Genomic DNA, 24,465 nt, shown 5'->3' with positions numbered 1-24,465 from the left:
CGTCACCTGCGTGCCACTCTTCACCGGAGTGAAAGATGAACGCCGTGACCGACCTGAAGCAAGACTACCTCGTCGCCGATATCAACCTGGCCGGCTGGGGCCGCAAGGAAATCGCCATTGCCGAGACCGAAATGCCCGGCCTGATGGCGATCCGCGACGAATTCGCCGCCGCGCAGCCGCTCAAGGGCGCGCGCATCGCCGGCTCGCTGCATATGACGATCCAGACCGCCGTGCTGATCGAGACGCTCCAGGCGCTGGGCGCCGACGTGCGCTGGGCCTCGTGCAACATCTTCTCGACGCAGGACCACGCCGCCGCCGCCATCGCCGCGGGCGGCACGCCGGTGTTCGCCTTCAAGGGCGAATCGCTGAAGGAATACTGGGACTTCACGCACCGCATCTTCGACTGGGCCGACGGTGGCACCCCGAACATGATCCTCGACGACGGCGGTGATGCCACGCTGCTGCTGCACCTGGGCGCGCGCGCCGAGAAGGACCAGTCGCTGATCGCCAACCCGGGCAGCGAGGAAGAAACCTACCTGTTCGCCGCGATCAAGGAAAAGCTGGCGAAGGACCCGAGCTGGTACAGCCGCAACCTGGCAGCCATCCGCGGCGTGACCGAGGAAACCACCACCGGCGTGCATCGCCTGTACCAGATGGCCCAGAAGGGCGAGCTGCGCTTTCCGGCGATCAACGTCAACGACTCCGTCACCAAGAGCAAGTTCGACAACCTGTACGGCTGCCGCGAATCGCTGGTCGACGGCATCAAGCGCGCCACGGACGTGATGATCGCCGGCAAGATCGCCATCGTGGCCGGCTACGGCGACGTGGGCAAGGGCAGCGCACAGGCGCTGCGCGCGCTGTCGGCGCAGGTGTGGGTCACCGAGATCGACCCGATCTGCGCGCTGCAGGCCGCGATGGAAGGCTATCGCGTGGTGACCATGGACTACGCCGCCGAGCATGGCGATATCTTCGTCACCTGCACCGGCAACTACCACGTCATTACGCATGAGCACATGGCCAAGATGAAGGACCAGGCCATCGTCTGCAACATCGGCCACTTCGACAACGAGATCGACATCGCCTCGATCGAGAAGTACGAGTGGGACGAGATCAAGCCGCAGGTCGACCACGTGAAGTTCCCGGACGGGAAGAAGCTGATCATCCTGGCCAAGGGCCGCCTGGTGAACCTGGGCTGCGCCACCGGCCACCCGTCGTACGTGATGAGCAGCTCGTTCGCCAACCAGACCATCGCCCAGATCGAGCTCTGGCAGGAACGCGACAGCGGCAAGTACCCGGTCGGCGTCTACACGCTGCCCAAGCACCTGGACGAGAAGGTCGCGCGCCTGCAGCTGCGCAAGCTGAACGCGCAGCTGACCGAGCTGACCGAGCAGCAGGCCGCTTATATCGGCGTGAGGAAGGAAGGCCCGTACAAGGCGGATCACTACCGCTATTGATGCGCGCAGTGAGGTAGCAACTCCCCTCTTCCGCTTGCGGGAGAGGGAGCAATCCCGCCATTGAGCCAACCAAGGAGCCGTCATGAGACTACTGATCGTCTGGATCATCAACGCCGTTGCGCTGTTCGTGCTGCCGTACATCATCCCGTCGATCCACATCAAGAGCTTCGGCTCGGCGATGCTGGCGGCGCTGGTGCTGGGCCTGGTCAACACGCTGATCCGTCCGATCCTGGTGATCCTGACGCTGCCGGTCACGCTGCTGACGCTGGGGCTGTTTATCTTCGTCATCAACGCGCTGCTGTTCCTGTTTGTCGGCAACCTGCTGTCGGGCTTCACGGTCGGCGGCTTCTGGGCGGCCTTGCTGGGCTCCATCCTGTACAGCGTGATCTCGTGGCTGCTGTCCAGCCTGCTGCTGGGCAACCGCGACGACTGACCTTATTTCGCGCGCCGCGCCAACGCGACGCGCCACCATCATGCAAGACCGCTACTTCAGCTTTGAATTCTTCCCGCCCAAGACGGCGGAGGGCCTGGAAAAGCTGCGCAACACGCGCGCGCAGCTGGCTCCGCTCAAGCCCAAGTACATCTCGGTGACGTTCGGCGCCGGCGGCACCACCCAGCAGGGCACGCTCGACGCCGTGCTGGAGATCCAGCGCGAAGGCATCGAGGCCGCGCCGCACCTGTCGTGCGTGGGCTCGTCGCGCGAGAGCATCCGCGCAATCCTGCAGCAGTACCGCGAAGGCGGCATCCGCCATATCGTCGCGCTGCGCGGGGACATGCCGTCGGGCATGGGCGAGATCGGCGAGTTCCGCTACGCCAACGAGCTGGTGGAGTTCATCCGTGCCGAGACCGGCGACTGGTTCAATATCGAAGTCGCAGCGTACCCGGAGTACCACCCGCAGGCGAAGTCGCCGCGCCATGACCTCGACAACTTCGTGCGCAAGGTCAAGGCCGGTGCCGACTCGGCGATCACGCAGTACTTCTACAACGCCGACGCGTACTTCCGCTTTGTCGACGACGTGCGCGCGCAGGGCGTGGAAGTGCCGATCGTGCCGGGCATCATGCCGATCACCAACTACTCGCAGCTGATGCGATTCTCCGAGATGTGCGGCGCCGAAGTGCCGCGCTGGGTGGCCAAGCGGCTGGAGAGCTTCGGCGACGACCGAGAATCGATCCGCGCCTTCGGGCTGGACGTGGTCACCGCGCTGTGCGAGCGGCTGCTCGCCGCGGGCGTGCCGGGGCTGCATTTCTACACGCTCAACGCGGCCGCCGCGACCAAGGCGATCTGGCAGCGGCTGAAGCTGTAAGGAACCCGCTGAAGAAGAGAGCGGTTTTGGGTGCTCCAAAGCGGCTCGATCTTGCCAGGCAAGGTGTTCTCCCTCTCCCCTCATGGGGAGAGGGGAGCCTGCTGCATGCGTCCGTGGTGCCACCAGCGTACTAACACGGCAAATCGGTGCCATACTCGCCCCATGGTCACCGCCACCTTCCGCTTCTACGAGGAACTGAACGACTTCCTCGCGCCGGACCAGCGCCGGCGTGACCTGCCCTGCGCGTGCGCGCGCGCCGCGACCGTCAAGCACATGATCGAGGCGCTGGGCGTGCCGCACACCGAAGTCGAGCTGATCCTGGTCAACGGCGAATCCTCCGGTTTCGAGCGCCAGCTGCGGGACGGCGACCGGGTCTCGGTCTATCCCAAGTTCGAACGCCTCGACGTCACGCCGCTGCTGCGCGTGCGCGAACATCCGCTGCGCGCGACGCATTTCGTTGCCGACGCGCATCTGGGCGGACTGGCGCACCTGCTGCGCATGACCGGCTTCGACACCCTCTACGACAACCACTTCGAGGACAGCGAGATCGAGCGCATTGCGGTCGACGAAGGCCGCATCGTGCTGACGCGCGACCGTGAACTGCTCAAGCGCCGCGGCATCACGCACGGCTGCTATGTGCGGGCGCTCAAGCCGCGCCAGCAGGTGCGCGAGATCTTCGCGCGGCTCGACCTGGCGCGCAGCGCGCGGCCGTTCTCGCTGTGCCTGGACTGCAACGTGCCGCTACACGCGCTGGAAGCGGCCGCCGCGGCCGGGCGGGTGCCAGACGGCGTGCTCGAGCGCCACCGCAGCTTCGTCACCTGCGACCAGTGCCGGCGGGTATTCTGGGAAGGCTCGCACTGGCGCTGCATGCGCGCGCTGGTGGACGAGCTGGTGCAGGCCGGCTGAACCCGGCCGTAGCCCGCACGCTGCTGTCACCCTATCGGGCTAGAACGCCCCCGCTTCGGTAACGATCCAGTCCATCGCCACGTCATGCGGCTGCGCTGGCAGTGCGATGCGGCACGCTTCATAGCCGATGCCGATCGCCACGGGCCGCTGCGCCATTGCCGCCAGCGTGCGGTCGTAGAAGCCGCCGCCGTAGCCCAGGCGGAACTTGTCCGGGCTGAAACCGACACAGGGAATGACCAGCGCGTCGGGCGTCACGGCCTCGGTGCCGTCGGGGACCGGGATGCCATAGTGGCCCCTGGTCATCGGCGTGTCCGGGTCCCAGCGATGGAAGTCCAGCGGCGCGCCGGGCCGGCTTACCGCCGGCAGCGCCGCCTGGCGCGCGGGCACCGCCGCGAGCCATTGCGCGACCGCGCCGCGCGCGTCGAACTCCTGCTGGATCGGCCAGTAGAAGCCAAGGCAGCGCACGGCCAGGCCCGCCAGCAGCTCGGACAATGCGGCGGCGATGCGCGCATCGGCATCGTCGCGCGCGGGCAGGGCGGCACGCAAGGACAGCAGGCGCGCGCGCTGCGCGCGGCGGTCCTCCGCAAGGTCGATTGGCGAACTGCCGGGGGAGGTGGCGGCCGAGGTGGCGGAAGTTGAGGACATGGCGTGGGATAATGCCCGCGTCCGAACCAACACGGACGGCGGAAGCTGCTGCGGCCCTTGCCTTGCATGGCGGCACCGGCGCCGCCGTCATCGACAAGGAAGCAAAGAATGCTGAAGGGAGTATATCTGCAGCGTGCAGGGCGGGCCGCCTGGATCGCCATGGCATGTGCACTGCTTGTCACGCCGGTCCATGCGCAGAAGCGCCCGCAGGCGCCCGTGCGCCAGCAGCAGCCGGCGGTGATCCCGAGCGATCCGGACGAGGCCTTCGCCGCGCTGCGCGAAGCGGCGCGCAAGAATGACGTAGAGCGCGCCTACGCGATCTCGGCCACGCTGGTCGACTACCCGATCCCGTCGTACGTCGAGTACTTCCGCATCAAGCCGCAGATGTTCGACGCCAGCGGCCTGGCGCGCATCGACGCGCCCGACGACCAGGTGCGCGCCTTCCTGCAGCGCTACAAGGGCCAGGCCATCGCCGACCGCATGCGCAACGACTGGCTGCTGGTGCTGGGCAAGAAGCGCGACTGGGCCAGCTTCGATGCCGAGTATCCGCAGTTCGCGCTCAAGGACGACACCCAGGTCGAATGCTATGCGCTGCTGTCGCGCGCGCTCAAGGGCCAGAACGTTGCCGCCGAGTCGCGCCAGGCGCTGAGCGATCCGCGCTATTTCGGCGAAGGTTGCGTCGACCTGATCGGCTACCTGGTGCAAAGCCAGCAGATCCAGCGCAGCGATGTGGCCTTCCACGCGCGGCTGGCGCTGGAGCAGAACTACCTCACGCTGGCCGGCAAGATCGCCGCGCTGCTGCCCGATGCACGCGTCGACGGCGACGCGCTCGCCACCATCGTCAAGATGGCGCGCACCGATCCCAACCAGGCCGTCGCCTACCTGGGTACCGTCCAGGGCACGCTGTCGCGCGACGAGCAGGGCGCCGCCTGGGGCGTGATCGGCCAGTTCGCGGGCAAGAAGCTGATGCCGGAAGCGGCCAACTACTACCGCCGCCAGATGGACCTGGGCGGCAACCAGTGGTTGTCCGACGACTCCCAGGAATGGCGCGTGCGCGCCGCGCTGCGCCAGGGCGACTGGAAGCAGGTGCGCCAGGCAGTCGAGCTGATGCGTCCCGAGCTGCGCGCCAAGGACCCGGCGTGGCTCTACTGGTACGGCCGCGCGCTCAAGGCCGAAGGCCGCGACACCGAGGCGCAGCAGAACTTCCAGCAGATCGCCGGCCAGTTCAACTTCTATGGCCAGCTCGCCAGCGAAGAACTGGGCAACCGCATCACGCTACCGGCGCGCACCGCCGTCGGCGATGCCGAAGCCAATGCCATGCGCGCGCGCGCCGGCTTCCAGCGCGCGCAGAAGTTCTACGCGATGAACATGCGCTTCGAGGGCAACCGCGAATGGAACTGGGAATTGCGCGGCATGAACGACCGCGAGCTGCTCGGCGCGGCGGAGTACGCGCGCCGTCTCGAACTGCTCGACCGCACCGTCAATACCGCTGACCGCACCCGCAACGAGCATGACTTCGAGCTGCGCTTCCTGATGCCGTACCGCGACATCATGCAGCGCGCGACCGACGATGTCGGCCTCGACATGGCGTGGGTCTACGGCCTGATCCGGCAGGAATCGCGCTTCCTGATGAACGCGCGCTCGTCCGCCGGCGCGCACGGCCTGATGCAGGTGATGCCGGCGACGGCCAAGTACGTGGCGCGCAAGATCGGCATGAACGACTTCTCGCCGCAGATGATGGGCGATCCCAACATCAACATCCTGCTCGGCACCAATTACCTGAACATGGTGCTGACCGACCTGGACAGTTCCTGGGCGCTGGCGTCGGCGGCATACAACGCCGGTCCGGGCCGGCCCAAGGCCTGGCGCAGCACGCTGGCGCGGCCCGTGGAAGGCGCGATCTTTGCAGAGACCATCCCGTTCAATGAAACGCGCGGCTATGTGAAGAATGTGCTTTCCAACGCTACGTACTATGCTGCATTGATGAGTGGCCGGCCGCAGTCGCTGAAATCGCGCCTGGGGACGGTCGCGCCGTCGCCGGTGACCACGACCAGCCTGCCCTGACGGGCACCCGACGGGACGGGCCGCTGGTGTGCCGCGCCGGGCGCGTCGCGGCGGCCTGGCTTGCGCAATGCGCCGCGACGTGCAGTCCACTTTGCACGGAGGCATCATGCAGACCAGCAACGTCCTCGTCATCGGTGGCGCCGGCTTTATCGGCAGCCACCTTGTCTCGCGCCTGGCCGGCGCCGCTTCTGCCTCGGGTGCGCCGCTGGAACCCGGCAGCAATCCCGATTCGCCGATCGCCCCCGACCGCATCGTGGTCGGCACCCGCAACGTCGAGCACGCGCAGCACCTGTTGCTGCTGCCGCGCGTCGAGGTAGTCGAACTGGGGCTGGCCGACAATGCCGCGCTCGACGACGCCATCGGCTCGCTCGGGGTCGACGGCATCGTCGTCAACCTGGTGGGTGTGCTGCACGGCGAGCGTGCCGATCCCTACGGCGAGGCCTTTGCCAGCGCTCATGTGGAAATGGTGCGGCAGATCGTGGCCTCGTGCCTGTCCACCGGCGTGCGCCGGCTGTTGCATATGAGTGCGCTTGGCGCCGACAGCCAGGGGCCGTCGATGTACCTGCGCAGCAAGGGCGACGGCGAGCGCATCGTGCGCGCCAGCGGGCTGGACTGGACCATCCTGCGGCCGTCGGTGGTGTTCGGTCCCGACGACCATTTCCTCAACCTGTTCGCGCAGATGCAACAGATGGCGCCGGTGGTGCCGCTGGCGTGCGCACAGGCGCGCTTCCAGCCAGTGTTCGTGCAGGACGTGGTGCAGGCCTTCCTCAATGCCATGGTCAACCCTGCCACCATCGGCCGCGGCTATGAGCTGGGCGGCCCGCAGGTCTATACGCTGGAGGAGCTGGTGCGCTTCGCCGGCCGCGCATCCGGCCATCCGCGCCCGGTGATCGCGCTGCCGGATGCGCTGGCGCGGGTGCAGGCGACCATCATGGAACACATGCCGGGCGATCCGCTGCTGTCGCGCGACAACCTCGACTCGATGCAGCTGGACAACGTGCTCGAGCATCCGGTCGCGCCGGAGCTGGACCTGCATCCGGCCAGCCTGGAATCCGTGATGACCGACGCGCTGGCGGGGCGCAATCGCGATGCCGCGCTGACCTCGATGCGCGCCAGCGTGCACCGCTGAAGGGCGGGCGGGTCAGGGCCGCGGGTGGCCTATGTGACCCATTTTCGGATCGGTTGCGAGAGCAATTCACTTTGAGGCAGGCGGGCGCGCTGGCAAAATGACCGGTCCGGCGCGCCGCCGCCGTCTCCCTTCGCCTCCCCCCAAGGACCTACGATGAAGCTCGTCATCGGCAACAAGAATTACTCCTCCTGGTCGCTGCGCCCCTGGCTGCTGATGCGCCAGGCCGGCATCGAATTCGAAGAGGTACAGGTGCGCCTGTTCACCGGCAGCTTCGCGGCCGAGATCGCGCGTTATTCGCCGGCCGGCAAGGTACCGGCGCTGGTCGACGGCGACGTCACGGTGTGGGACTCGCTGGCGATCGCCGAATACGTGGCCGAGCGTTTCCCGGAAAAGACGCTGTGGCCCGCCGACCGTGCCGAGCGTGCGGTGGCGCGCGCAATCTGCGCCGAGATGCATTCCGGCTTCACCAACCTGCGCAGCCAGTTGCCGATGAACGTGACCGCGGTGCTGCCCGGACGCGGCTGGAACGTGGCGGTGCAGCGCGACGTCGACCGTATCGCCGCGATCTGGAGCGGGTTGCGCCAGCAGCATGGCGCGCGCGGCCCGTTCCTGTTCGGCGAGTTCACCGTGGCCGACGCCTTCTTTGCGCCGGTGGTGAGCCGCTTCGCCACTTACGGCATCCACCTGCCGGAAGACGCCAAGGCCTATGCCGACTTCATGCTGGCGCTGCCGACCATGCAGGAGTGGATCGCCGCCGCGCGCGAGGAGCGCGATTTCCTGGCCGACGACGAGCCTTACCGCCTGTCGCCCGAGCGGCCCGACGCGATCATCGTCAACCACTGAGACTGAGCGATACCGCCGGCGCCGGCGCGCCGGCACCAGAGAAGAGGCCACAACGATGCAGGTGTATGCCGTCGGCGGCGCGATCCGCGACGAACTGCTGGGCAAGCCCAGCCAGGACCGCGACTACGTAGTCGTCGGCGCGACCCCGCACGAGATGGTAGCCGCGGGCTATCGCCCCGTCGGCAAGGATTTCCCGGTCTTCCTGCATCCGCGCACCCACGAGGAATACGCGCTGGCGCGCACCGAGCGCAAGACAGCGATGGGATACAAGGGTTTTGCCTTCTACTGCGAGCCCGATGTCACGCTGGAAGACGACCTGGTCCGGCGCGACCTGACCATCAATGCGATGGCGCGCGAGGTCGATGCCGATGGCAACCTCGTCGGCCCGGTGATCGACCCGCATGGCGGCCAGCGCGACCTGCAGGCCCGCCTGTTCCGCCATGTCTCGGATGCCTTCGCCGAGGACCCGGTCCGCATCCTGCGGCTGGCGCGCTTTGCCGCGCGCTTCCACGAGTTCACCGTCGCCGCCGAGACCCAGCGCCTGATGCGCGAGATGGTGGCGGCCGGCGAGGTCGATGCGCTGGTGCCCGAGCGCGTCTGGCAGGAACTGGCGCGCGGCCTGATGGAAGCGCATCCGTCACGAATGTTCGAGGTGCTGCGCGACTGCGGCGCGCTGGCGCGGCTGCTGCCCGAGCTTGACTGCCTGTGGGGCGTGCCGCAGCGCGCCGACTACCATCCCGAGGTCGATACCGGCGTGCACGTGATGATGGTGATCGATACCGCCGCGGCGATGGGCGCGCCGTTGCCGGTGCGTTTTGCCGCGCTGGTGCACGACCTGGGCAAGGGCACCACGCCCGAGGACGTGCTGCCGCGCCACGTCGGCCACGAGATGCGCAGCGTCAAGCTGCTGGAAGAGGTCTGCGCGCGGCTGCGCGTGCCCAACGACTGCCGCGACCTCGCGCTGGTGGTGGCGCGCGAGCATGGCAATATCCATCGTTCGCTGGAGATCAGCGCCGCCGCGGTGATGCGCCTGCTCGAGCGCTGCGATGCGCTGCGCAAGCCGGCGAGATTTGCCGGAGTCTTGCAGGCGTGCGAGGCCGACATGCGCGGACGCAAGGGCTTCGAAGCGGGCACATACCCGCAGGCGCCGCGGCTGGCAGCGGCGCTGGAGGCGGCAACGGCAGTCGATGCCGGCGCCATCGCCCGCGCCTGCGGCGATGCGGTCGACCAGATCCGCGACCGCATCCACGAGGCGCGCGTGGCGGCGGTGGCAGCGCGCATCGGGGGCTGAACGCGGCTCTCTGCTAGCGGTAGACGAGCACCGGGATCTTCGTGTGCGTGAGCACCTTTTGCGTCTCGCTGCCGATCACCAGCGCCTGCACCCCCCGCCGCCCGTGCGAGGCCATCACGATCAGGTCGCATTGCCGGGGCGTCCGCCTCGTCGATGATCGCCTGGAAGATGTGGTCGCCGGTGGCGCAGGCGGTATTGCAGGCCACGCCTGCCGCGGCGGCCTCGCCGGCGATCGGCGCGATATCGAGGAAGCCGCCATGATGGACGGGCTGAGCCGCTTCGGCGCCTTCCTGACGGTGGTGGTGCCGGTGTCGTCGAGCGGTATCCTGACCGTGGTCATCTTCAGCATGACGCTGGCGATGCAGGAGTTCGTCTACGCCCCGACCTTCATCACCGTTGCGGGATTTACCGTCGGGGCGATCAAGTGAGCCTGGTGGACTAGAGGGACTAGAGCAGCTTGCCGATCACCAGCGCCACCAGCGACAGCAGGATCGTCGATGCAAACGGCAGCACGAATTCCCGCCCGAACACGCGGAAGCGCACGTCCCCGGGCAGCCGTCCCAGCCCGAACTTCTGCAGCCACGGCAGCGCCGCGGACAGGATGATCACGCTCAGGAAGATAGTGAGGGTCCAGCGCAGCATGGCGTTCGCGATGGCTTACAAGGTATGGCAGCGGTCGCCGCGGGCGAAGCCGGCCAGCGGCTCGCTCTGGTCCGTGCCGTCGTCCAGGCCCCGCGTCAGCGCGATGACCTTGAACAGCTCGCCCATTTCCGCTTCGGACAACAGCTTCTGCACGGCGTTGGCCTGCGGCAGGAAGGCGCGCGCATCGGACGGGTCAAGCGCCATCAGCAGCTCGGTGATGCCGGCGTTCATCAGGAAGCGCGCCTGCGAGGCAAAGCCCGACACCGTCAGCCCGGTTTCCACCGCGGCGGCGGCGATGCCGCTGAAATTGACGTGCGTGGTGATGTCCTGCAGGCCCGGGTAGAGGAACGGGTCCGGGTGCGCGTGATGCCGGTAGTGGCACATCAGCGTGCCGCCGGCGCGCTGCGGATGGTAGTACTCGGCGGCGGGGAAGCCGTAGTCGATGAAGAAGGCGGTGCCGCGCGCCAGCATCGCGCCGACGGCACGCATGAAGCCTTCGGCCTCGGCGTGGGTTTCGGTGACGACATCGTGGCCGCCGGGGATGTCGTGGAGCATCGCCGGCACGTCGGCATCGGCGAGCACGCGGTCCTCGAAGCGGAACGCGGCGGCCGCGCCGGGTTCGGTGCCCGCCACGCCGCTGCGCGTCACGCCGCGCTCGTGCCAGCGGCCGCCGGTGCGTGCGTAGAGCTGCACCGGCATTGCATCGAGCACTTCGTTGCCGACGATGACGCCCTCGAAGCTGTCGGGCAGCGCATCCAGCCAGCGCACGCGCGCGGCCAGGTGCGGGGCGCGCTGCGCCAGCGTTTCCTGCTGGCGCGCGCGCAGCTCACCGGACAGTTCGACGATCGCGTATTCCTGTGGCAACTGGCCTTCCTGCTCCAGCTCCAGCAGCAGGTCAGCGGCCAGGCGGCCGGTGCCGGCGCCGAATTCCATCATGTGTGGCAGGCCCTGCGCGATCAGCGGCGCGAACTGGCGCGCCAGCGTGCGCGCGAAGAACGGGCTCAGTTCCGGCGCGGTGATGAAGTCGCTGCCGTCGCGGGCATCGCGCCCGAACTTGGCCGAGCCGCCGCTGTAGTAGCCCAGGCCGGGCGCATACAGCGCCAGCGCCATATAGCGGTCAAAGCCGATCCAGCCGCCGGCCGCATCGATCGATTCGCCAATACGGGCTGTAAGGGTATCGGACGCGGCCTGCGCGTCGGCGGGGGGAAGGGGTAAACTAGCGGCTTTCTGCATCCCGCGATTGTAGCAATGCCCGCATCCGATACCTCGGCACCCGCTGCCGCCCAGCCTGCAGCCGCTGCCGCCACGGCCCAGTCCGCCGCCCGCGGCGTCGCCCTCGTCACCGGCGGCGCGCGCCGCCTGGGCCGCGCCATTGCGCTGGAACTGGCCACGCAGGGCTGGGACGTGGCCGTGCACTGCCACCGCTCGGTGGACGAGGCCGAAGCGCTGGCGACCAGGATCCGCGGGCTCGGCCGCCGTGCCGCGGTGCTGCGTGCCGATCTCGCCGACGAAGCCGCCACCGGCCGCCTGATCGCGGACTGCATTGCCGCGCTGGGCCTGCCGACCTGCCTCGTCAACAACGCCTCGCTGTTCCAGTACGACGTGGCGACCAGCTTCTCCTATGCGTCGCTCGATACGCATATGCGCACCAATGTGGCGGCGCCGTTGCTGCTGGCGCGCGAGCTGCACAAGGCGCTGGCCGCCGCCGCGGATGGCGACAAGGACAAGGCCGCCGAACCGCGCGGCGTGGTGATCAACCTGCTCGACCAGAAGCTGGACAACCTGAATCCCGATTTCCTGTCATACACGCTGTCCAAGGCCGCGCTGCAGACCGCCACGGTGCAGCTGGCGCAGGCGCTGGCGCCGCGCATCCGCGTGGTTGGCGTGGCGCCGGGCATCACGCTGGTGTCGGGCGAGCAGTCGGAGCAGAGCTTCCGCCGCGCGCATCGCGTGACGCCGCTGGGCCAGTCGTCGACGCCCGAGGATATCGCCCAGGCGGTGGCCTACCTCGCACAGGCGCGCGCCGTCACCGGCACCACGCTGTACGTGGACGGCGGCCAGCACCTGATGCCGCTGGCGCGCGACGTGATGTTCCTGACCGAGTAAGCTGGCGCCTGTACGCCAGGCACGCCGGCAAGCCGTACCCTGATGTGCCGCGCCCCCCGGCGCGGCGTTCCCTTTTCTAGTCTTTTCTCCCAGCCATGACCATGCTCGCCGCTCTTTCCCACCCCAGCCTGCAGGACTGCCGACGCATGTTCCTGCGCAACTATGAAGTGCAGATCAATATCGGCGTGCATGAGTTCGAGAAGAAGGGCGAGCAGCGCGTGCTGATCAATATCGACCTGTTCGTGCCGCTGGAAGAATGCACCCCGCACGCCGACAAGCTCGACGAAGTAGTCGACTACGACTTCATGCGCAACACCGTGGCCGAGCGCATGGCGCAGGGCCACGTCCACCTGCAGGAAACGCTGTGCGACGACGTCGCGCGCGCCATGCTGAAGCATCCCAAGGTGCGCGCCGTGCGCGTGTCGACCGAGAAGCCCGACGTGTACCCGGACTGCGATTCCGTCGGCGTCGAGGTGTTCCACATCAAGCAGGGCGCTTGAGCCGGCAGCTGCGTTATCTGCGGCTGCCCGGCGCCTGCGGCGCGCGGGCGCCTGAAGTAAAATGTTGCCCCTTCGCGCGCTGCCGGCCATTCCATCCGGCAGGCGCCATGCAACAGGATGCTCCATGAGCCACTCGAACAATTTCTACCGCCTCGAGACGAGGCTGCAATCGCAAACCGGCAAGGCCATCGGCGACTTCGGCATGATCGAGGACGGCGACACCGTGCTCGTCTGCATGAGTGGCGGCAAGGACTCGTACACCATGCTGTCGGTCCTGATGGCGCTGCAGAAGCGCGCGCCCATCAAGTTCAGGCTGATTGCGATGAACCTGGACCAGAAGCAGCCGGGTTTCCCGGAGCACGTGCTGCCCGAATACCTGAAGTCGGTGGGGGTGGAATACCTGATCGTCGAGGCCGATACCTACTCGATCGTCAAGGAGAAGGTGCCCGAGGGCAAGACCACCTGCTCGCTGTGCTCGCGCCTGCGCCGCGGCGTGATCTACCGCACCGCCAAGGAGCTGGGCGCCAACAAGATCGCGCTGGGCCACCACCGCGACGACATCGTCAACACCTTCTTCCTGAACATGTTCTTCGGCGGCAAGATGAAGGCCATGCCGCCCAAGCTGGCCACCGACGATGGCGCGCATATCGTGATCCGCCCGCTGGCGTACTGCTCGGAGAAGGACATTGCATCGTACGCACGCGCGATGGAGTTCCCGATCATCCCGTGCAACCTGTGCGGCTCGCAGGAGAACCTGCAGCGCAAGAAGGTCAGCGAGATGCTGCAGGAGTGGGAGCGGCAGAACCCGGGCCGTATCGACAATATCTTCTCGGCGCTGCGCAACGTGGTGCCCTCTCACCTGGCCGATACCGAGCTGTTCCCGTTCACGGGGCTGGCTACCGGGTTGGCCAAGGTGGACGAGGCTTCGCTGTTCGGTGAGACCACATTCCAGCAGCAGCCGCTGGTGTTCGCGGGCAGCATGGAAGAGAACCGGATGGAGTTCGTGCGCTTCGAGCGCCCGCCGGTGTCCGCGCCCGGGGCGGAGCAGGCCGGCGCGCCGCAGTAACGCCGCCAACCGCCACCACATGGCAACAATGCCCGCGCGAGCGGACCGCGCGAGCGGGCATTTTGCACGTGTGCTGCCAAGGCTCAGTTCGTCGCCGCCGACTGCACCGGGGCGTTCGCCTTCTCCCGCATCAGCGCGTTGGTATCGTCGATCCACCTCTGGAACCGGTCCTGCGCATGTGCCTTCTGCTTCGGCGTGGTCATGTTGGCGATCGCCACGGTCAGCGCAATGCCGGCGCTGGTACTGGCATCGTGGCTCACGGCATGCTTGCCCGGCGGGTTCTGCCAGTAATCGCGGAAGCGCCGCAGCAGGTCCGTCACCTGCGGCTTGGACGGCTGCGTGGCCTGCACGTAGCGCACCATCTTGAGCCATTCCTGCTGGCGCGCCACCCGCTCGGCGTAGCGCGACTCGGCGTTCTCGACCACCGGCAGCACCGCCGCACGGATCTGCTTTTCCTGCTCGCCGGAGAAATCGCCATAGACCAGCCGCGCATAGTCCATCACCTTGTCGAAACGGGCGTCGACCCGCTCGGCCGGGTTGGGGTTCAGGAATTTCTTGCGGTATTTGGCGTTGCCCTCGGCGAATTTCTTCTCCATGCGGGCGATCTGGTCGGGCGTCAGCGTCAGCAGAAAGTCGGCCATGTCGGGCATGGCCTGCTCGTACGAGCGGCGCGCCAGCTGCTGCGAGGCGTCCTGGAAGTGCTCGACCATGGCCGGCGTCACCGGCTGGCGGACCTCGGCCTTGGCCTGCTGCAGCAGGCCCGAGATCTCGGGCAGCTGGGACTTGCGGTGCCAGGCGAAGAAGCGCGCGATGGCCTCGCGCGTGAGCGGCTCCTGGGCCGAGGTCACATCGACATAATTGTCGATCCACCAGTAGGCCAGCCGGTCACCCTGCTGGTACCCGAGTTTCATCGCGTTGCATGCGCACAGCGCCGCGGCGCTGAAAATCACCAAAATCCGCCGCGCCCACCGATTGTGAAATTCGGAAACAGCGCCGGGTTGCGCAGAAATCGCCATGTTAAAATCGGCGCGCATTGCAGCCGGGCCGCTTCGATCGCCGCCAGCCCAAGACTGGCAAGGGTTTGCGGGATTCCGCACCGACCGGGCCCGGACCTGCAGCCAAGCTGGGCGGCGAAGACCGCGAATCACCCGGTTGGCGCTTTTCAGAATATTTTCGGACACACTCACTTAGGGGTCTCCTTGTGAATATCGTCATTCTCGCCGCGGGCATGGGCAAGCGAATGGTTTCCGATTTGCCCAAGGTACTGCACCCGGTTGCCGGGCGGCCCATGCTGGCGCACGTCCTGGATACGGCTCGCGCGCTGTCGCCGTCGCGGCTGGTCGTAGTGGTCGGCCACGGCGCCGCGCATGTGCGCGAGGCGGTCGCCGCCTACGATGTCGCCTTCGCCGAACAGGCCCAGCAGCTGGGCACGGGCCATGCGGTGATGCAGGCACTTCCATTGTTGGACGACAGCCAGCCGACATTGGTTCTGTACGGTGACGTGCCGCTCACAACCGCAGCTACGCTCAAGGCACTGGTGGCCGAGGCAGGCTCGGAGCGCTTCGGCGTGCTGACGGTCGAAATGCCCGATCCGACCGGCTATGGACGTATCGTACGCGACGCGGCGGGCAGCATCGTCCGCATCGTCGAGCAAAAGGATGCCAGCGAGGCCGTCAAGGCCATCCGCGAAATCAACACCGGCATTATCGTGTGCCCGACGGGCCACCTAAGGCGCTGGCTGTCAACACTCGGCAACGACAATGCCCAGGGCGAGTACTACCTGACCGACACGGTCGAGCGCGCCGCCAGGGAAGGTGTCGAGATCGTCTCGGCGCAGCCGGCGGCGATCTGGGAGACGCTCGGGGTCAACAGCAAGTTGCAGCTTGCTGAAGTCGAACGCATCCACCAGGGCAACCAGGCGCGCCGCCTGCTCGAAGCCGGCGTGACGCTGCTGGATCCGGCGCGCATCGATGTGCGTGGCGAGCTGACCTGCGGGCGCGATGTCACCATCGATGTCGGCTGCGTGTTCGAAGGCCGCGTGCACCTGGAAGACGGCGCCAGCATCGGCGCCCATTGCGTGATCCGCAACAGCACCGTGGGTGCCGGCGCGCAGTTGCACCCGTTCTGCCATGTCGACAGCGCCAGGATCGGTCCTGCCGGGCGCATCGGGCCGTACGCGCGGCTGCGTCCGGGCACCGAACTGGGCGAAGATGTCCATATCGGCAACTTCGTCGAGGTCAAGAATGCCCAGGTGGCAGCGCACAGCAAGGCCAATCACCTGGCCTATGTTGGAGACGCCACAGTGGGTTCGCGCGTCAATATTGGCGCCGGCACGATCACCTGCAACTATGACGGTGTCAACAAGCACCGCACGGTGATCGAGGACGACGTCTTTATCGGCTCCGATACGCAGCTGGTCGCGCCGGTGACGGTACGCCGCGGTGCCACGCTGGGTGCGGGCACCACGCTGACCAAGGAAGCGCCTGCGGATAAGCTGACGCTGTCGCGCGCCAAGCAGTTGACCGTCGACGCATGGCAGCGTCCGGTCAGGCAGCCGAAGAAGTAATCGCCAGGCCGCCGCGTGAGCGGCCAAGGAAAGCGCCGGCCCGGGACGGGCGGCGCGATTGATTGGACAGGGCGCCGCAGTGGGCGCCAGCAACGGGGGTTCAGCATGTGTGGCATCGTCGGCGCGGTTTCGACGCGCAATATCGTTCCGGTCCTGATCGAGGGGCTGCGCCGCCTGGAATACCGCGGCTATGACTCGTGCGGCGTCGCCGTCGTGCGCGACGATGCGGTCGAGCGCGCGCGCACCGTGTCGCGCGTGGCCGACCTGGATGCGCAGACGCAGGCTTCGGGCCTGTCCGGCTTCACCGGCGTGGCGCATACGCGCTGGGCCACCCATGGCAAGCCCGATACCGTCAACGCCCACCCGCACCTGTCGGGCGAGACTATCGCGCTGGTGCATAACGGCATCATCGAGAACTATGAGCCGCTGCGCGAGGAACTGCGCGCGGTCGGCTACGGCTTCGAGTCGCAGACTGACACCGAAGTCGTCGCGCACCTGATCCACCAGGCCTACACCTATCCCAGCAGCGCCACCCGCGGCGACCTGTTTGCCTCGGTGCGCGCCGTTACCAAGCGCCTGCACGGCGCCTATGCCATCGCCGTGTTCGCCAAGGACCAGCCCGGCGTGGTGGTCGGCGCCCGCGCCGGCTCGCCGCTGGTGGTGGCGCTGGGCGAGAACGAGGCCTTCCTCGCGTCCGACGCGCTCGCCGTGGCCGGCACCGCGAACCGCATCATCTACCTCGAAGAGGGCGATGTGGTCGAGATCTCGCTCGACGGCGTCGTCATCCATGACGCGCAGGACCACGCGGTCGAGCGTGAAGCGCGCCTGGTCGAGGCCCATGCCGCATCCGTCGAGCTGGGGCCGTACCGCCACTTCATGCAGAAGGAAATCTTCGAGCAGCCGCGCGCGCTGGGCGACACGCTGGAGGGCGTGGAAAGCATCACGCCGGCGCTGTTCGGCGACAACGCCGCCGAGGTCTTCGCCGGCATCGACAGCGTGCTGATCCTGGCCTGCGGCACCAGCTACTATTCCGGCTGCACAGCCAAGTACTGGCTCGAAAGCATCGCCAAGATCCCGACACAGGTCGAGGTCGCCAGCGAATACCGCTATCGCGACACCGTGCCCAATCCGCGCGCGCTGGTGGTGGTGATCTCGCAATCCGGCGAAACCGCCGACACCATGGCCGCGCTGCGCCACGCGCGCGCGCTCGGCCACGTGCATACGCTGTCGATCTGCAACGTTGCCACCAGCGCCATGGTGCGCGAGACCGAACTGCGCTTCCTGACCCGTGCCGGCACCGAGATCGGCGTGGCCTCGACCAAGGCCTTCACCACGCAGCTGGCCGCGCTGTACATGCTGACGCTGGCGCTGGCCAAGGTGCGCGGCCTGCTGACCGAGGAAGCCGAGGCCAGGGACCTGGCCAACCTGCGCCACCTGCCGGCCGCGCTGCACGGCGTGCTGGCGCTGGAGCCGCAGATCATCGCCTGGTCCGAAGACTTTGCGCGCCGCGAGAACGCGCTGTTCCTGGGCCGCGGCCTGCACTACCCGATCGCACTCGAAGGCGCGCTCAAGCTCAAGGAAATCTCGTACATCCACGCCGAGGCGTATCCGGCCGGCGAACTGAAGCACGGCCCGCTGGCGCTGGTGACCGAAGCGATGCCGGTGGTCACGGTCGCGCCCAACGATGCGCTGCTGGAAAAGCTGAAGTCCAACATCCAGGAAGTGCGCGCGCGCGGCGGCCGCCTCTATGTGTTCGCCGACAGCGATACGCAGATCCAGTCGTCGGACGGCATCCAGGTGATCCGCATGCCCGAGCACTATGGCGACCTGTCGCCGATCCTGCACGTGGTGCCGCTGCAGCTGCTCGCGTATCACACGGCATGCGCTCGCGGGACCGACGTGGACAAGCCGCGCAACCTGGCGAAGTCGGTGACGGTGGAGTAAGGAAGCCGCAGCGCAATGTCATAAAAGCAAAGAGGCCCTTCCGGGCCTCTTTGCTTTTGGGTCCGCTCAGAACACGATCGCCGCCGTCCCCATGAACGTGCTGGTGCTGTCGAGCCGGTTCTTGCTGGCAATGGTCGGCACCCAGCGCAGGCTCATCGACAGGTGGCTTTTCGCGCCGATCTTGGTGTCGTAGGTGACGATCGGCCCGAGCGCCCAGTCATGGCCGCGGAAGCCGTTGAGGCGGTCGGCCAGCGGACCGCTGTCGTCGCCCAGCTGCTGCGTGGTGCCGGCGATCAGGCCCACGCCGGCGCCGTTGGCGAAGCGCTTGAGCAGCATCGTGTCGAGCGTGAACAGCGGCGCGTTCTGGTAATCGGTGGCGTTGTTGCGCGTGTAGAACTGGAGCCCGGCCACCGCATCGAATTCGAGCCCGTGCTCGGGGAACAGCCGGGTGTAGGCCACCTGCGGGATAAAGGTCCAGTTGTTCAGGCTGGGATTGGCCAGTGCGTTGGGATCGTACTTGCCGGTCGGCGCCCAGATGTTCAGGCTCAGCGCCACGTGTTCGGTCTTGGAGAAGTGGTAGCCGGCGATCAGCGGCGTGAAATAGATGTCGAACAGGTTCGACGCGGTGTCCTGGGTGCTGGCGCTGACGCCGCCGATGCCGGCATTGGCCGTGACCTTGGTCCACACGTAAGGCAGCGTGAAGCTGGAGGCAAAGTTCCACGCGCCGGGCCCGGTGTCCCAGACCTTCATCACGGTTGCCAGCGTGAAGGCGACCTTGCCGTCGACATCCAGCGCTGCCTTGCCGCCAATCGGCACGCTGCGGCTGCCGCCGACCGATCCGTCTAGGTAGATCTCGCCGAGGTTGACCGCCAGGATGGGTTCGGGCGAGACGATGCCGGCATTGGGCGTGACGCTGGTCCCGGTGACGGGCCGGCCGAGCGCGCCTTCGGTAGCGCCGGCACTGGTTGCCGCGCCCAGCAGCGGCAGGGCTGGAGCCAGGGTAGCGAGCAGCCGCCTGGCGGTCTTGGTTGGCATGCGTGAGCCTCCGGAGCGACCTCGGTGGAAGGTGTGACCCGCGGCCAACATAGCATGCCGGTCCGGCTCGCGATCTGAAGATTTTTTCCCGGCTGCCCTGAGAATTTCTAGTGAACCGGTACGGCGCCAGACTCTGCCGCCGGGTAGTCCGCCAGTGCCGCGTGCACCTGGGCCACGAATGCGCGCGTTGCCGGCGACGGCGTATGCCCGGCCAGCGACACGATCCCGTACTGCGCGCGCAGGTCGTGGCGCGGGCGCATCTGCAGCGGCACGGCCGTGCCTTGCGCGCACGCGTCGGCCATCATCGCCACCGGCACCAGCGCGACGGCATCGCCGGACAGCATCAGCGCGCGCAGCGCGTGCATGTCATTGCAGGTGGCGGTGAGCAGGCCGGTGCTGTCGTCATCGGCCGCGCCGCTGCCGGCGGCCTGCATCGCCTCTCGGAAGAACTGCCGGATATGGGCCGGCAGCCGCGGACCGGCCACGGGATAGTCGCGCAGGCTGGCAAGGCTGATATCGCCTTGATGCGCCAGCGGGTGCGCGGCGCGCACGAAGAAGCCGGTCTCCAGCGCGGGCAGGCGCTCGATCTGCAAGTGGCCGAACTGGGCCAGGCTGCGGCTTTCGCCGACGAAGACATCGAGCCGCTCGGCTTCCAGCGCGCGCAGCATGGTGGTGGTGTCGGCGGTCTCCACGTCGATGCGCAGGCGCGGATAGCGCCGTACCAGCGCTTCCAGTACCGGGTCGAGCAGGAACGATGCCGCGAACGGTCCGAAGCCGGCGCGGACCTCGCCGATCTCCACTTCGTCCAGCAGTTGCAGGTCGCGGCGCAGTTCGCGGCTTTCGCGCAGCATCCGGCGCGCGCGTTCCAGCACCAGCGTGCCGGCGGCGGTGGGACGAACCTTGCCGTAGCTGCGGTCGACCAGTGTGCCGAGGTCGGCCTCCAGCGCCTGGATGCTGCGCGTCAGTGCCGGTTGCGACAGGTGCAGCGCCGCGGCCGCGCGCGCGAAGCTGCCTTGTTCGACCAGGGTGACGAAGTGATGCAGCTGGCGCAGGCCCATCAACTTAACCTTCTATGCATGGAAATCTGAAAAATATTGCATTGGACGTATTTTCTCAAGCCCGCTACCGTTGTTCTCCAAAACCATAAAGACGATCTGGAGACGACATGAAACGACGCGCATGGCTCGCGCTCGCAATCAGCGGGCTTTCGCTCAGCCTCGGCCTGCCGGCCGTGGCACAGACCTATCCGGCCAAGCCGATCCGCCTGGTGGTGCCCTACGTGGCCGGCGGCGGCACCGACACCATCGCCCGCGCGATGGGCGAGAAGCTCAGCAAGCGGCTGGGCCAGCCGGTGGTCGTGGAGAACAAGGCCGGCGCGTCCGGCATCATCGGCACTGATGCCGTGGCCAAGGCGGCGCCGGACGGCTACACGCTGCTGATGACGCTGACGCAGTCGGTGCTCACCAACCAGTTCCTGTTCGAGAAGCTGCCGTACGACCCGCGCAAGGACCTGACCATGATCAGCGTGCTGGCCGACGCGCAGCTGGTGCTGGTGGCGCACCCGTCGGTGCCGGCACGCACGCCGCGCGAGCTGGGCGACTATGCCCGCGCCCAGGCCGGCAAGGCTACCTATGCCTCATGGGGCGTGGGCTCGCTGTCGCACCTGAGCGGCGCCTACCTCAGCAAGCTCACCCGCGGCAACGCCACCCACGTGCCCTACAAGGGCGAGGCACCGATGCTGCAGGACCTGCTCGGCGGCCAGGTGCAGTTCGGCTTTGCCAGCATCCTGACGGCCAGGCCGTATATCGAGAGCGGCAAGCTCAAGGCGCTGGCCGTTACCGGCACGCAGCGCAGCAGCGCGCTGCCCGCGATGCCGACCTTTGCCGAGCTGGGCATGCAGGACAGCGCGTTCAAGACGGTAGGCTGGATCGGGCTGGTGGCCCCGGTCGGCGTGCCGGCGCCTATCCTGGCCAGGCTCGAAAGCGAGGTGAAGGCGATCCTGCAGACCCCCGACATGCAGGCGCGCATGGTCGCGCTGGGGCTGCGCACGGTAGGCAGCTCGCCGGCAGAGGCGCAGGCGCTGTATGCGCGCGACTGGCCGGTGCTGAAGACGCTGGTCGCGGATTCGGGCGCGCGGCTCGACTGATTTCCTTCCGGTTCCTGCCATGGCGGGCGCCGCGGCAAGATGCCGTGTGCGCCCGTTTTTTTTATTCACCAGTATTGTCCGGAAGGCCGGCGTATTAATGCCGGATGCGCCGGATGCGGCTTTTCATGCGCTAACGAAAACCGAATGGAAACCATTGCCATTCTCATATGCAATAGCGCCGGATAATCGGCCAATAACAGCCGAATTTGCTTGATGTCCCCCTTTGCCGGGCTACCATGAAAGGCACGGCGCAATATTGTCTGCAGCGGCGCGCTGGCCACGATAATGAAAATTGATCCACCCGAATCGAGGGGTCGGTGGTGCTGTCATGAAAAGCGACAAGAAAGCGATTCAGATGCTCAACGGCCAGCTCCGGCATGAGCTGACCGCCATCAACCAGTATTTCCTGCATGCGCGCATGTACCGGCATTGGGGTCTCAATGCTTTGGGCAAGCACGAGTACGAAGAATCGATCGAGGAAATGAAGCATGCCGACAAGCTGATCGAGCGCATCCTGCTGCTCGATGGCTTGCCCAACCTGCAGGACCTCGACAAATTGCTGCTCGGCGAAAACACCGAAGAAATGCTCGGCTGCGACCTGAAGCTGGAACAGGTTTCACAGGCCAGTTGCAAGGATGCGATCAAGTATCTGGAGTCGATCGGCGATTATGTTTCGCGCGAGGTGGTGGTCGATATCCTGGAAGCCACCGAATCGCATATCGACTGGCTCGAGTCGCAAATCGAGCTGATCGGCAAGGTTGGCCTGCAGAACTACGTCCAGTCGGCCATTGGCGAGATCGGCGACTGACTGGCGCCGGTGCCGGCGCTGCCGTCCGCGCAGCGCCCTGCAGACTTTTCCATTTCCCGCTACACTGCGGCCCGCAGCACGACGCGCCGGCATGGCGCGCCATCCACGGCGGGGTGGCAGAGTGGTGATGCAACGGCCTGCAAAGCCGTGTACGACGGTTCGATTCCGGATCCCCGCCTCCAGTTTTCCTCTCCTGTAGCGCCATTCCTTCTTCACACCTGCGCCGCGTTATGCCCGCGATGGGGTGCGCCTGCGCCACGTTGCCGCCATTGCCCTGTGCGTAATGCGGCGGGCCAATTTCCGACACCGGTTTGCCCTGTTCTTCCCTGATAGTACAAAGCGATCGAATCGGTTAGTGTTGGGCGGTCAGGCCAGACCGGCCTGTGCGCACAGAGCGCCGCCAGGATGGCGGTGCGACCATGCCGGGCTTCCATGGTGTTCCCGTCGCCAAGTGATGTGAAGAAAAGAGGCTCCTGATGATGAAAGACCTGCGAATCCGGGCGGCGATGCCCTCGGACGCGCCAGCGGTGGGGGCGCTGCTAGAGCGCTGCGGCCTGCCGACCGACGATGTGTTCCGCGTGCTGGAGCACTTCCATGTGGCCATCCTCGAATCGAGGATCATCGGCTGCGCCGCCGGCGAGCCGTTCGGCCAGACCGTGGTGATCCGCTCGGTGGCGGTATTGCCCGAGCACCGCGACCAGGGCGTGGCGACGCATGTGGTGCGCGCCGCGCTGATGCGCGCGCGCTCGAATGGCCTGCAACGCGCGGTGCTGCTGGCATCGAGTTGCCCGAGCTATTTCGCGCGCTACGGCTTTACGCTGGTGCCGGCATCGAAACTGCCGCAGGAGGTGCTGTCGTCCGGCGAATTCCAGCGGCACACCGATACGCCGCCGCTGTGCATGTGGTGCGAGCTGAGCTGACCGCACCTGAGTCAAAGCGGCCGCGCCCAAGCGTGGCGCGCGCTTTCCGCGTGCTCGGTTCCGCGGGTGTTTCAATGCGTGCCCTCGCAGCGGCTGATCTCGACGGTCACGTGCACCAGCTCCTCATGCACGGACAGCGCCTGGCGCACGCGCAGCGGCGTCAGCGTGGCGTCATGCGTGACCAGGCAGACGATGCAGGCAAAATGCTGGCGGCCGACGCGCCAGACATGCAGGTCGGTCACGCGGGTGCCTTCGTCGCCAGGGCGGCCGTCGCGGTCTAGCCCGGCCAGCACCTCGCGCACGTCTTCGACCACCGGGTGGTCCATCTCGCGGTCCAGCAGCACGGTGCCGCTCTGGCGCAGCAGGCCGATCGCCCACTTGCCGACCAGCGCCGCGCCCACCAGGCCCATCACCGGGTCGAGCCAGGCCCAGCCCAGCCACCAGCCGCCGGCCAGCGCCACGATGGCCAGCACCGAGGTGGCGGCATCGGCCAGCACGTGGACGTAGGCCGCGCGCAGGTTGATGTCGTGGTGGTGGCCGTGGCCATGGCCATGGTCGTGGTCATGCCCATGATGGTGATGCCCGTGGTCATGCCCATGGTCATGACCGTGCCCATGCGCATGTCCGCCCAGGATCAGCGCGCAGCCGAGGTTGACCAGCAGCCCCAGCGCGGTCACGATCATCGCCTCGCGGTAATGAATTTCCTGCGGGCTGAACAACCGCTCGACCGAACCCGCCGCCATCAGCGCCGCAATGCAGAGCAGGAACACGGCACTGGCAAAGGCGGCCAGCACTTCGATCTTCCATGCGCCAAAGGCAAAGCGCCAGTCGCTGGCGTAGCGGCGCGCGGCCGCGTAGGCAAAGGCGGACAGGCCGATGGCCAGCGCGTGCGAGCTCATGTGCCAGCCGTCGGCCAGCAGCGCCATCGAGTTGAACCAGAGGCCGGCGGCGATTTCCACCACCATCACGACGGCGGTGATCATCATCACCAGGCGCGTGCCGCGCTCGGCGTTGCGGTTGCCACCGTCGAAGGTATGGCTGTGGGTCCATGCGGACAGGTCATGGGTATGCATGGTCGGATCTTGCTGTGTGCTGG

At 67.1% G+C, this 24,465-nt stretch carries 24 protein-coding genes, 1 tRNA gene and 1 pseudogene; 18 read left to right on the top strand and 8 right to left on the bottom strand.

Annotated features, from left to right (window positions below):
• The first annotated feature begins 35 nt into the window (after positions 1-35).
• From ahcY to ACAD63_RS20975, 4 genes are all read left to right on the top strand, one after another.
• Positions 36-1,454, top strand: a complete 1,419-nt coding sequence (gene ahcY, locus ACAD63_RS20990; RefSeq protein WP_135704245.1) for an adenosylhomocysteinase — start codon at positions 36-38, stop codon at positions 1,452-1,454.
• Between the two features lie 82 nt (positions 1,455-1,536).
• Positions 1,537-1,887, top strand: a complete 351-nt coding sequence (locus tag ACAD63_RS20985) for a phage holin family protein (protein WP_434033224.1) — start codon at positions 1,537-1,539, stop codon at positions 1,885-1,887.
• A 40-nt stretch (positions 1,888-1,927) separates the two neighbouring features.
• The gene (metF, locus tag ACAD63_RS20980) at positions 1,928-2,758 is read left to right on the top strand and encodes a methylenetetrahydrofolate reductase [NAD(P)H] (RefSeq protein ID WP_133098173.1); all 831 of its coding nucleotides are present in this window, start codon (positions 1,928-1,930) and stop codon (positions 2,756-2,758) included.
• Between the two features lie 162 nt (positions 2,759-2,920).
• Positions 2,921-3,664: a Mut7-C RNAse domain-containing protein gene (locus tag ACAD63_RS20975; RefSeq protein ID WP_135704247.1), complete on the top strand. Its 744-nt coding sequence runs from the start codon at positions 2,921-2,923 to the stop codon at positions 3,662-3,664.
• Between the two features lie 39 nt (positions 3,665-3,703).
• Here the strand turns inward: ACAD63_RS20975 and ACAD63_RS20970 are convergent, their stop codons facing one another.
• The gene (locus ACAD63_RS20970; RefSeq protein WP_434033223.1) at positions 3,704-4,309 is read right to left on the bottom strand and encodes a 5-formyltetrahydrofolate cyclo-ligase; all 606 of its coding nucleotides are present in this window, start codon (positions 4,307-4,309) and stop codon (positions 3,704-3,706) included.
• A 108-nt stretch (positions 4,310-4,417) separates the two neighbouring features.
• Here ACAD63_RS20970 and ACAD63_RS20965 point away from each other — a divergent pair, with 108 nt between their 5' ends.
• The 4 genes from ACAD63_RS20965 (at position 4,418) to ACAD63_RS20950 (ending at position 9,636) form a co-directional block, all read left to right on the top strand.
• Positions 4,418-6,373, top strand: coding sequence for a lytic transglycosylase domain-containing protein (locus ACAD63_RS20965; RefSeq protein WP_135704251.1), 1,956 nt, complete (start codon positions 4,418-4,420; stop codon positions 6,371-6,373).
• Between the two features lie 106 nt (positions 6,374-6,479).
• Complete coding sequence (locus ACAD63_RS20960; protein WP_133098177.1) at positions 6,480-7,502, top strand: complex I NDUFA9 subunit family protein; 1,023 nt, start codon at positions 6,480-6,482, stop codon at positions 7,500-7,502.
• A gap of 153 nt (positions 7,503-7,655) precedes the next feature.
• On the top strand, positions 7,656-8,345 hold the full coding sequence (locus tag ACAD63_RS20955; protein ID WP_133098178.1) for a glutathione S-transferase family protein: 690 nt from the start codon (positions 7,656-7,658) through the stop codon (positions 8,343-8,345).
• Between the two features lie 55 nt (positions 8,346-8,400).
• Entirely contained in the window at positions 8,401-9,636 is a 1,236-nt protein-coding gene (locus ACAD63_RS20950) for a multifunctional CCA addition/repair protein (protein WP_135704254.1), read from the top strand.
• Positions 9,637-9,649: 13 nt separating this feature from the next.
• Here the strand turns inward: ACAD63_RS20950 and ACAD63_RS20945 are convergent.
• Positions 9,650-9,866, bottom strand: a pseudogene (locus tag ACAD63_RS20945) (universal stress protein); the annotation flags it as partial.
• On the opposite strand from ACAD63_RS20945, the gene ACAD63_RS20940 reads away from it, so the two are divergent.
• On the top strand, positions 9,807-10,064 hold the full coding sequence (locus ACAD63_RS20940) for an ABC transporter permease subunit (protein ID WP_240745972.1): 258 nt from the start codon (positions 9,807-9,809) through the stop codon (positions 10,062-10,064). The pseudogene ACAD63_RS20945 and the gene ACAD63_RS20940 sit on opposite strands and share 60 nt — an antisense overlap.
• 19 nt (positions 10,065-10,083) lie before the next feature.
• Here ACAD63_RS20940 and ACAD63_RS20935 read toward each other — a convergent pair whose 3' ends face one another.
• On the bottom strand, positions 10,084-10,278 hold the full coding sequence (locus ACAD63_RS20935) for a DUF2905 domain-containing protein (RefSeq protein ID WP_133098180.1): 195 nt from the start codon (positions 10,276-10,278) through the stop codon (positions 10,084-10,086).
• A gap of 15 nt (positions 10,279-10,293) precedes the next feature.
• On the bottom strand, positions 10,294-11,511 hold the full coding sequence (locus ACAD63_RS20930) for a class I SAM-dependent methyltransferase (protein ID WP_434033222.1): 1,218 nt from the start codon (positions 11,509-11,511) through the stop codon (positions 10,294-10,296).
• Between the two features lie 15 nt (positions 11,512-11,526).
• Between ACAD63_RS20930 and ACAD63_RS20925 the strand changes: the two genes are divergently transcribed.
• From ACAD63_RS20925 to ttcA, 3 genes are all read left to right on the top strand, one after another.
• Positions 11,527-12,384 carry an SDR family oxidoreductase gene (locus tag ACAD63_RS20925; RefSeq protein ID WP_133098182.1) on the top strand — a complete coding sequence of 286 codons (858 nt, stop codon included), beginning with the start codon at positions 11,527-11,529 and terminating at the stop codon, positions 12,382-12,384.
• Between the two features lie 95 nt (positions 12,385-12,479).
• A complete protein-coding gene (locus tag ACAD63_RS20920; RefSeq protein WP_133098183.1) occupies positions 12,480-12,884 on the top strand; it encodes a dihydroneopterin aldolase in 405 nt (134 codons plus the stop codon).
• Positions 12,885-13,008: 124 nt separating this feature from the next.
• Positions 13,009-13,950 (top strand): tRNA 2-thiocytidine(32) synthetase TtcA, encoded by a 942-nt coding sequence (gene ttcA / locus ACAD63_RS20915; protein WP_133098184.1) that lies wholly within the window; start codon positions 13,009-13,011, stop codon positions 13,948-13,950.
• Positions 13,951-14,033: 83 nt separating this feature from the next.
• Here the strand turns inward: ttcA and ACAD63_RS20910 are convergent, their stop codons facing one another.
• Entirely contained in the window at positions 14,034-14,861 is an 828-nt protein-coding gene (locus ACAD63_RS20910) for a DUF6279 family lipoprotein (RefSeq protein ID WP_135704260.1), read from the bottom strand.
• 290 nt (positions 14,862-15,151) lie between these two features.
• Between ACAD63_RS20910 and glmU the strand changes: the two genes are divergently transcribed.
• Positions 15,152-16,516, top strand: coding sequence for a bifunctional UDP-N-acetylglucosamine diphosphorylase/glucosamine-1-phosphate N-acetyltransferase GlmU (gene glmU / locus ACAD63_RS20905; protein ID WP_135704262.1), 1,365 nt, complete (start codon positions 15,152-15,154; stop codon positions 16,514-16,516).
• A 105-nt stretch (positions 16,517-16,621) separates the two neighbouring features.
• Positions 16,622-18,460: a glutamine--fructose-6-phosphate transaminase (isomerizing) gene (glmS, locus tag ACAD63_RS20900; protein ID WP_135704263.1), complete on the top strand. Its 1,839-nt coding sequence runs from the start codon at positions 16,622-16,624 to the stop codon at positions 18,458-18,460.
• Between the two features lie 66 nt (positions 18,461-18,526).
• Here glmS and ACAD63_RS20895 read toward each other — a convergent pair whose 3' ends face one another.
• Both ACAD63_RS20895 and ACAD63_RS20890 read right to left on the bottom strand, forming a co-directional pair.
• Positions 18,527-19,495: a SphA family protein gene (locus ACAD63_RS20895; protein ID WP_135704265.1), complete on the bottom strand. Its 969-nt coding sequence runs from the start codon at positions 19,493-19,495 to the stop codon at positions 18,527-18,529.
• A gap of 107 nt (positions 19,496-19,602) precedes the next feature.
• Positions 19,603-20,553, bottom strand: a complete 951-nt coding sequence (locus ACAD63_RS20890) for a LysR family transcriptional regulator (protein WP_135704266.1) — start codon at positions 20,551-20,553, stop codon at positions 19,603-19,605.
• A 107-nt stretch (positions 20,554-20,660) separates the two neighbouring features.
• Between ACAD63_RS20890 and ACAD63_RS20885 the strand changes: the two genes are divergently transcribed.
• From ACAD63_RS20885 to ACAD63_RS20870, 4 genes are all read left to right on the top strand, one after another.
• Positions 20,661-21,641 (top strand): Bug family tripartite tricarboxylate transporter substrate binding protein, encoded by a 981-nt coding sequence (locus ACAD63_RS20885; protein WP_135704268.1) that lies wholly within the window; start codon positions 20,661-20,663, stop codon positions 21,639-21,641.
• 328 nt (positions 21,642-21,969) lie between these two features.
• On the top strand, positions 21,970-22,449 hold the full coding sequence (bfr, locus tag ACAD63_RS20880) for a bacterioferritin (RefSeq protein WP_133098191.1): 480 nt from the start codon (positions 21,970-21,972) through the stop codon (positions 22,447-22,449).
• Between the two features lie 107 nt (positions 22,450-22,556).
• A tRNA-Cys gene (locus ACAD63_RS20875) sits at positions 22,557-22,631 on the top strand.
• A gap of 294 nt (positions 22,632-22,925) precedes the next feature.
• A complete protein-coding gene (locus ACAD63_RS20870) occupies positions 22,926-23,369 on the top strand; it encodes a GNAT family N-acetyltransferase (RefSeq protein ID WP_133098192.1) in 444 nt (147 codons plus the stop codon).
• A gap of 71 nt (positions 23,370-23,440) precedes the next feature.
• Here ACAD63_RS20870 and dmeF read toward each other — a convergent pair whose 3' ends face one another.
• Positions 23,441-24,442: a CDF family Co(II)/Ni(II) efflux transporter DmeF gene (gene dmeF / locus ACAD63_RS20865; RefSeq protein WP_195431847.1), complete on the bottom strand. Its 1,002-nt coding sequence runs from the start codon at positions 24,440-24,442 to the stop codon at positions 23,441-23,443.
• Positions 24,443-24,465 lie beyond the last annotated feature (23 nt).

Source organism: Cupriavidus sp. a3 (assembly GCF_051015765.1).
GTDB lineage: Bacteria > Pseudomonadota > Gammaproteobacteria > Burkholderiales > Burkholderiaceae > Cupriavidus > Cupriavidus oxalaticus_A.
The sequence above is the reverse complement of the archived record's forward strand: the minus strand, read 5'-3'. Positions and strand labels throughout refer to the sequence as shown.

Excerpts from the sequence above, each read along its gene's own strand:
- ahcY (WP_135704245.1), top strand. The coding sequence starts at position 36 with ATGAACGCCGTGACCGACCTGAAGCAAGACTACCTCGTCGCCGATATC.
- ACAD63_RS20985 (WP_434033224.1), top strand. The coding sequence starts at position 1,537 with ATGAGACTACTGATCGTCTGGATCATCAACGCCGTTGCGCTGTTCGTG.
- metF (WP_133098173.1), top strand. The coding sequence starts at position 1,928 with ATGCAAGACCGCTACTTCAGCTTTGAATTCTTCCCGCCCAAGACGGCG.
- ACAD63_RS20975 (WP_135704247.1), top strand. The coding sequence starts at position 2,921 with ATGGTCACCGCCACCTTCCGCTTCTACGAGGAACTGAACGACTTCCTC.
- ACAD63_RS20970 (WP_434033223.1), bottom strand. The coding sequence starts at position 4,309 with ATGTCCTCAACTTCCGCCACCTCGGCCGCCACCTCCCCCGGCAGTTCG.
- ACAD63_RS20965 (WP_135704251.1), top strand. The coding sequence starts at position 4,418 with ATGCTGAAGGGAGTATATCTGCAGCGTGCAGGGCGGGCCGCCTGGATC.
- ACAD63_RS20960 (WP_133098177.1), top strand. The coding sequence starts at position 6,480 with ATGCAGACCAGCAACGTCCTCGTCATCGGTGGCGCCGGCTTTATCGGC.
- ACAD63_RS20955 (WP_133098178.1), top strand. The coding sequence starts at position 7,656 with ATGAAGCTCGTCATCGGCAACAAGAATTACTCCTCCTGGTCGCTGCGC.
- ACAD63_RS20950 (WP_135704254.1), top strand. The coding sequence starts at position 8,401 with ATGCAGGTGTATGCCGTCGGCGGCGCGATCCGCGACGAACTGCTGGGC.
- ACAD63_RS20935 (WP_133098180.1), bottom strand. The coding sequence starts at position 10,278 with ATGCTGCGCTGGACCCTCACTATCTTCCTGAGCGTGATCATCCTGTCC.
- ACAD63_RS20930 (WP_434033222.1), bottom strand. The coding sequence starts at position 11,511 with ATGCAGAAAGCCGCTAGTTTACCCCTTCCCCCCGCCGACGCGCAGGCC.
- ACAD63_RS20925 (WP_133098182.1), top strand. The coding sequence starts at position 11,527 with ATGCCCGCATCCGATACCTCGGCACCCGCTGCCGCCCAGCCTGCAGCC.
- ACAD63_RS20920 (WP_133098183.1), top strand. The coding sequence starts at position 12,480 with ATGACCATGCTCGCCGCTCTTTCCCACCCCAGCCTGCAGGACTGCCGA.
- ttcA (WP_133098184.1), top strand. The coding sequence starts at position 13,009 with ATGAGCCACTCGAACAATTTCTACCGCCTCGAGACGAGGCTGCAATCG.
- ACAD63_RS20910 (WP_135704260.1), bottom strand. The coding sequence starts at position 14,861 with ATGAAACTCGGGTACCAGCAGGGTGACCGGCTGGCCTACTGGTGGATC.
- glmS (WP_135704263.1), top strand. The coding sequence starts at position 16,622 with ATGTGTGGCATCGTCGGCGCGGTTTCGACGCGCAATATCGTTCCGGTC.
- ACAD63_RS20895 (WP_135704265.1), bottom strand. The coding sequence starts at position 19,495 with ATGCCAACCAAGACCGCCAGGCGGCTGCTCGCTACCCTGGCTCCAGCC.
- ACAD63_RS20890 (WP_135704266.1), bottom strand. The coding sequence starts at position 20,553 with ATGGGCCTGCGCCAGCTGCATCACTTCGTCACCCTGGTCGAACAAGGC.
- ACAD63_RS20885 (WP_135704268.1), top strand. The coding sequence starts at position 20,661 with ATGAAACGACGCGCATGGCTCGCGCTCGCAATCAGCGGGCTTTCGCTC.
- bfr (WP_133098191.1), top strand. The coding sequence starts at position 21,970 with ATGAAAAGCGACAAGAAAGCGATTCAGATGCTCAACGGCCAGCTCCGG.
- ACAD63_RS20870 (WP_133098192.1), top strand. The coding sequence starts at position 22,926 with ATGATGAAAGACCTGCGAATCCGGGCGGCGATGCCCTCGGACGCGCCA.
- dmeF (WP_195431847.1), bottom strand. The coding sequence starts at position 24,442 with ATGCATACCCATGACCTGTCCGCATGGACCCACAGCCATACCTTCGAC.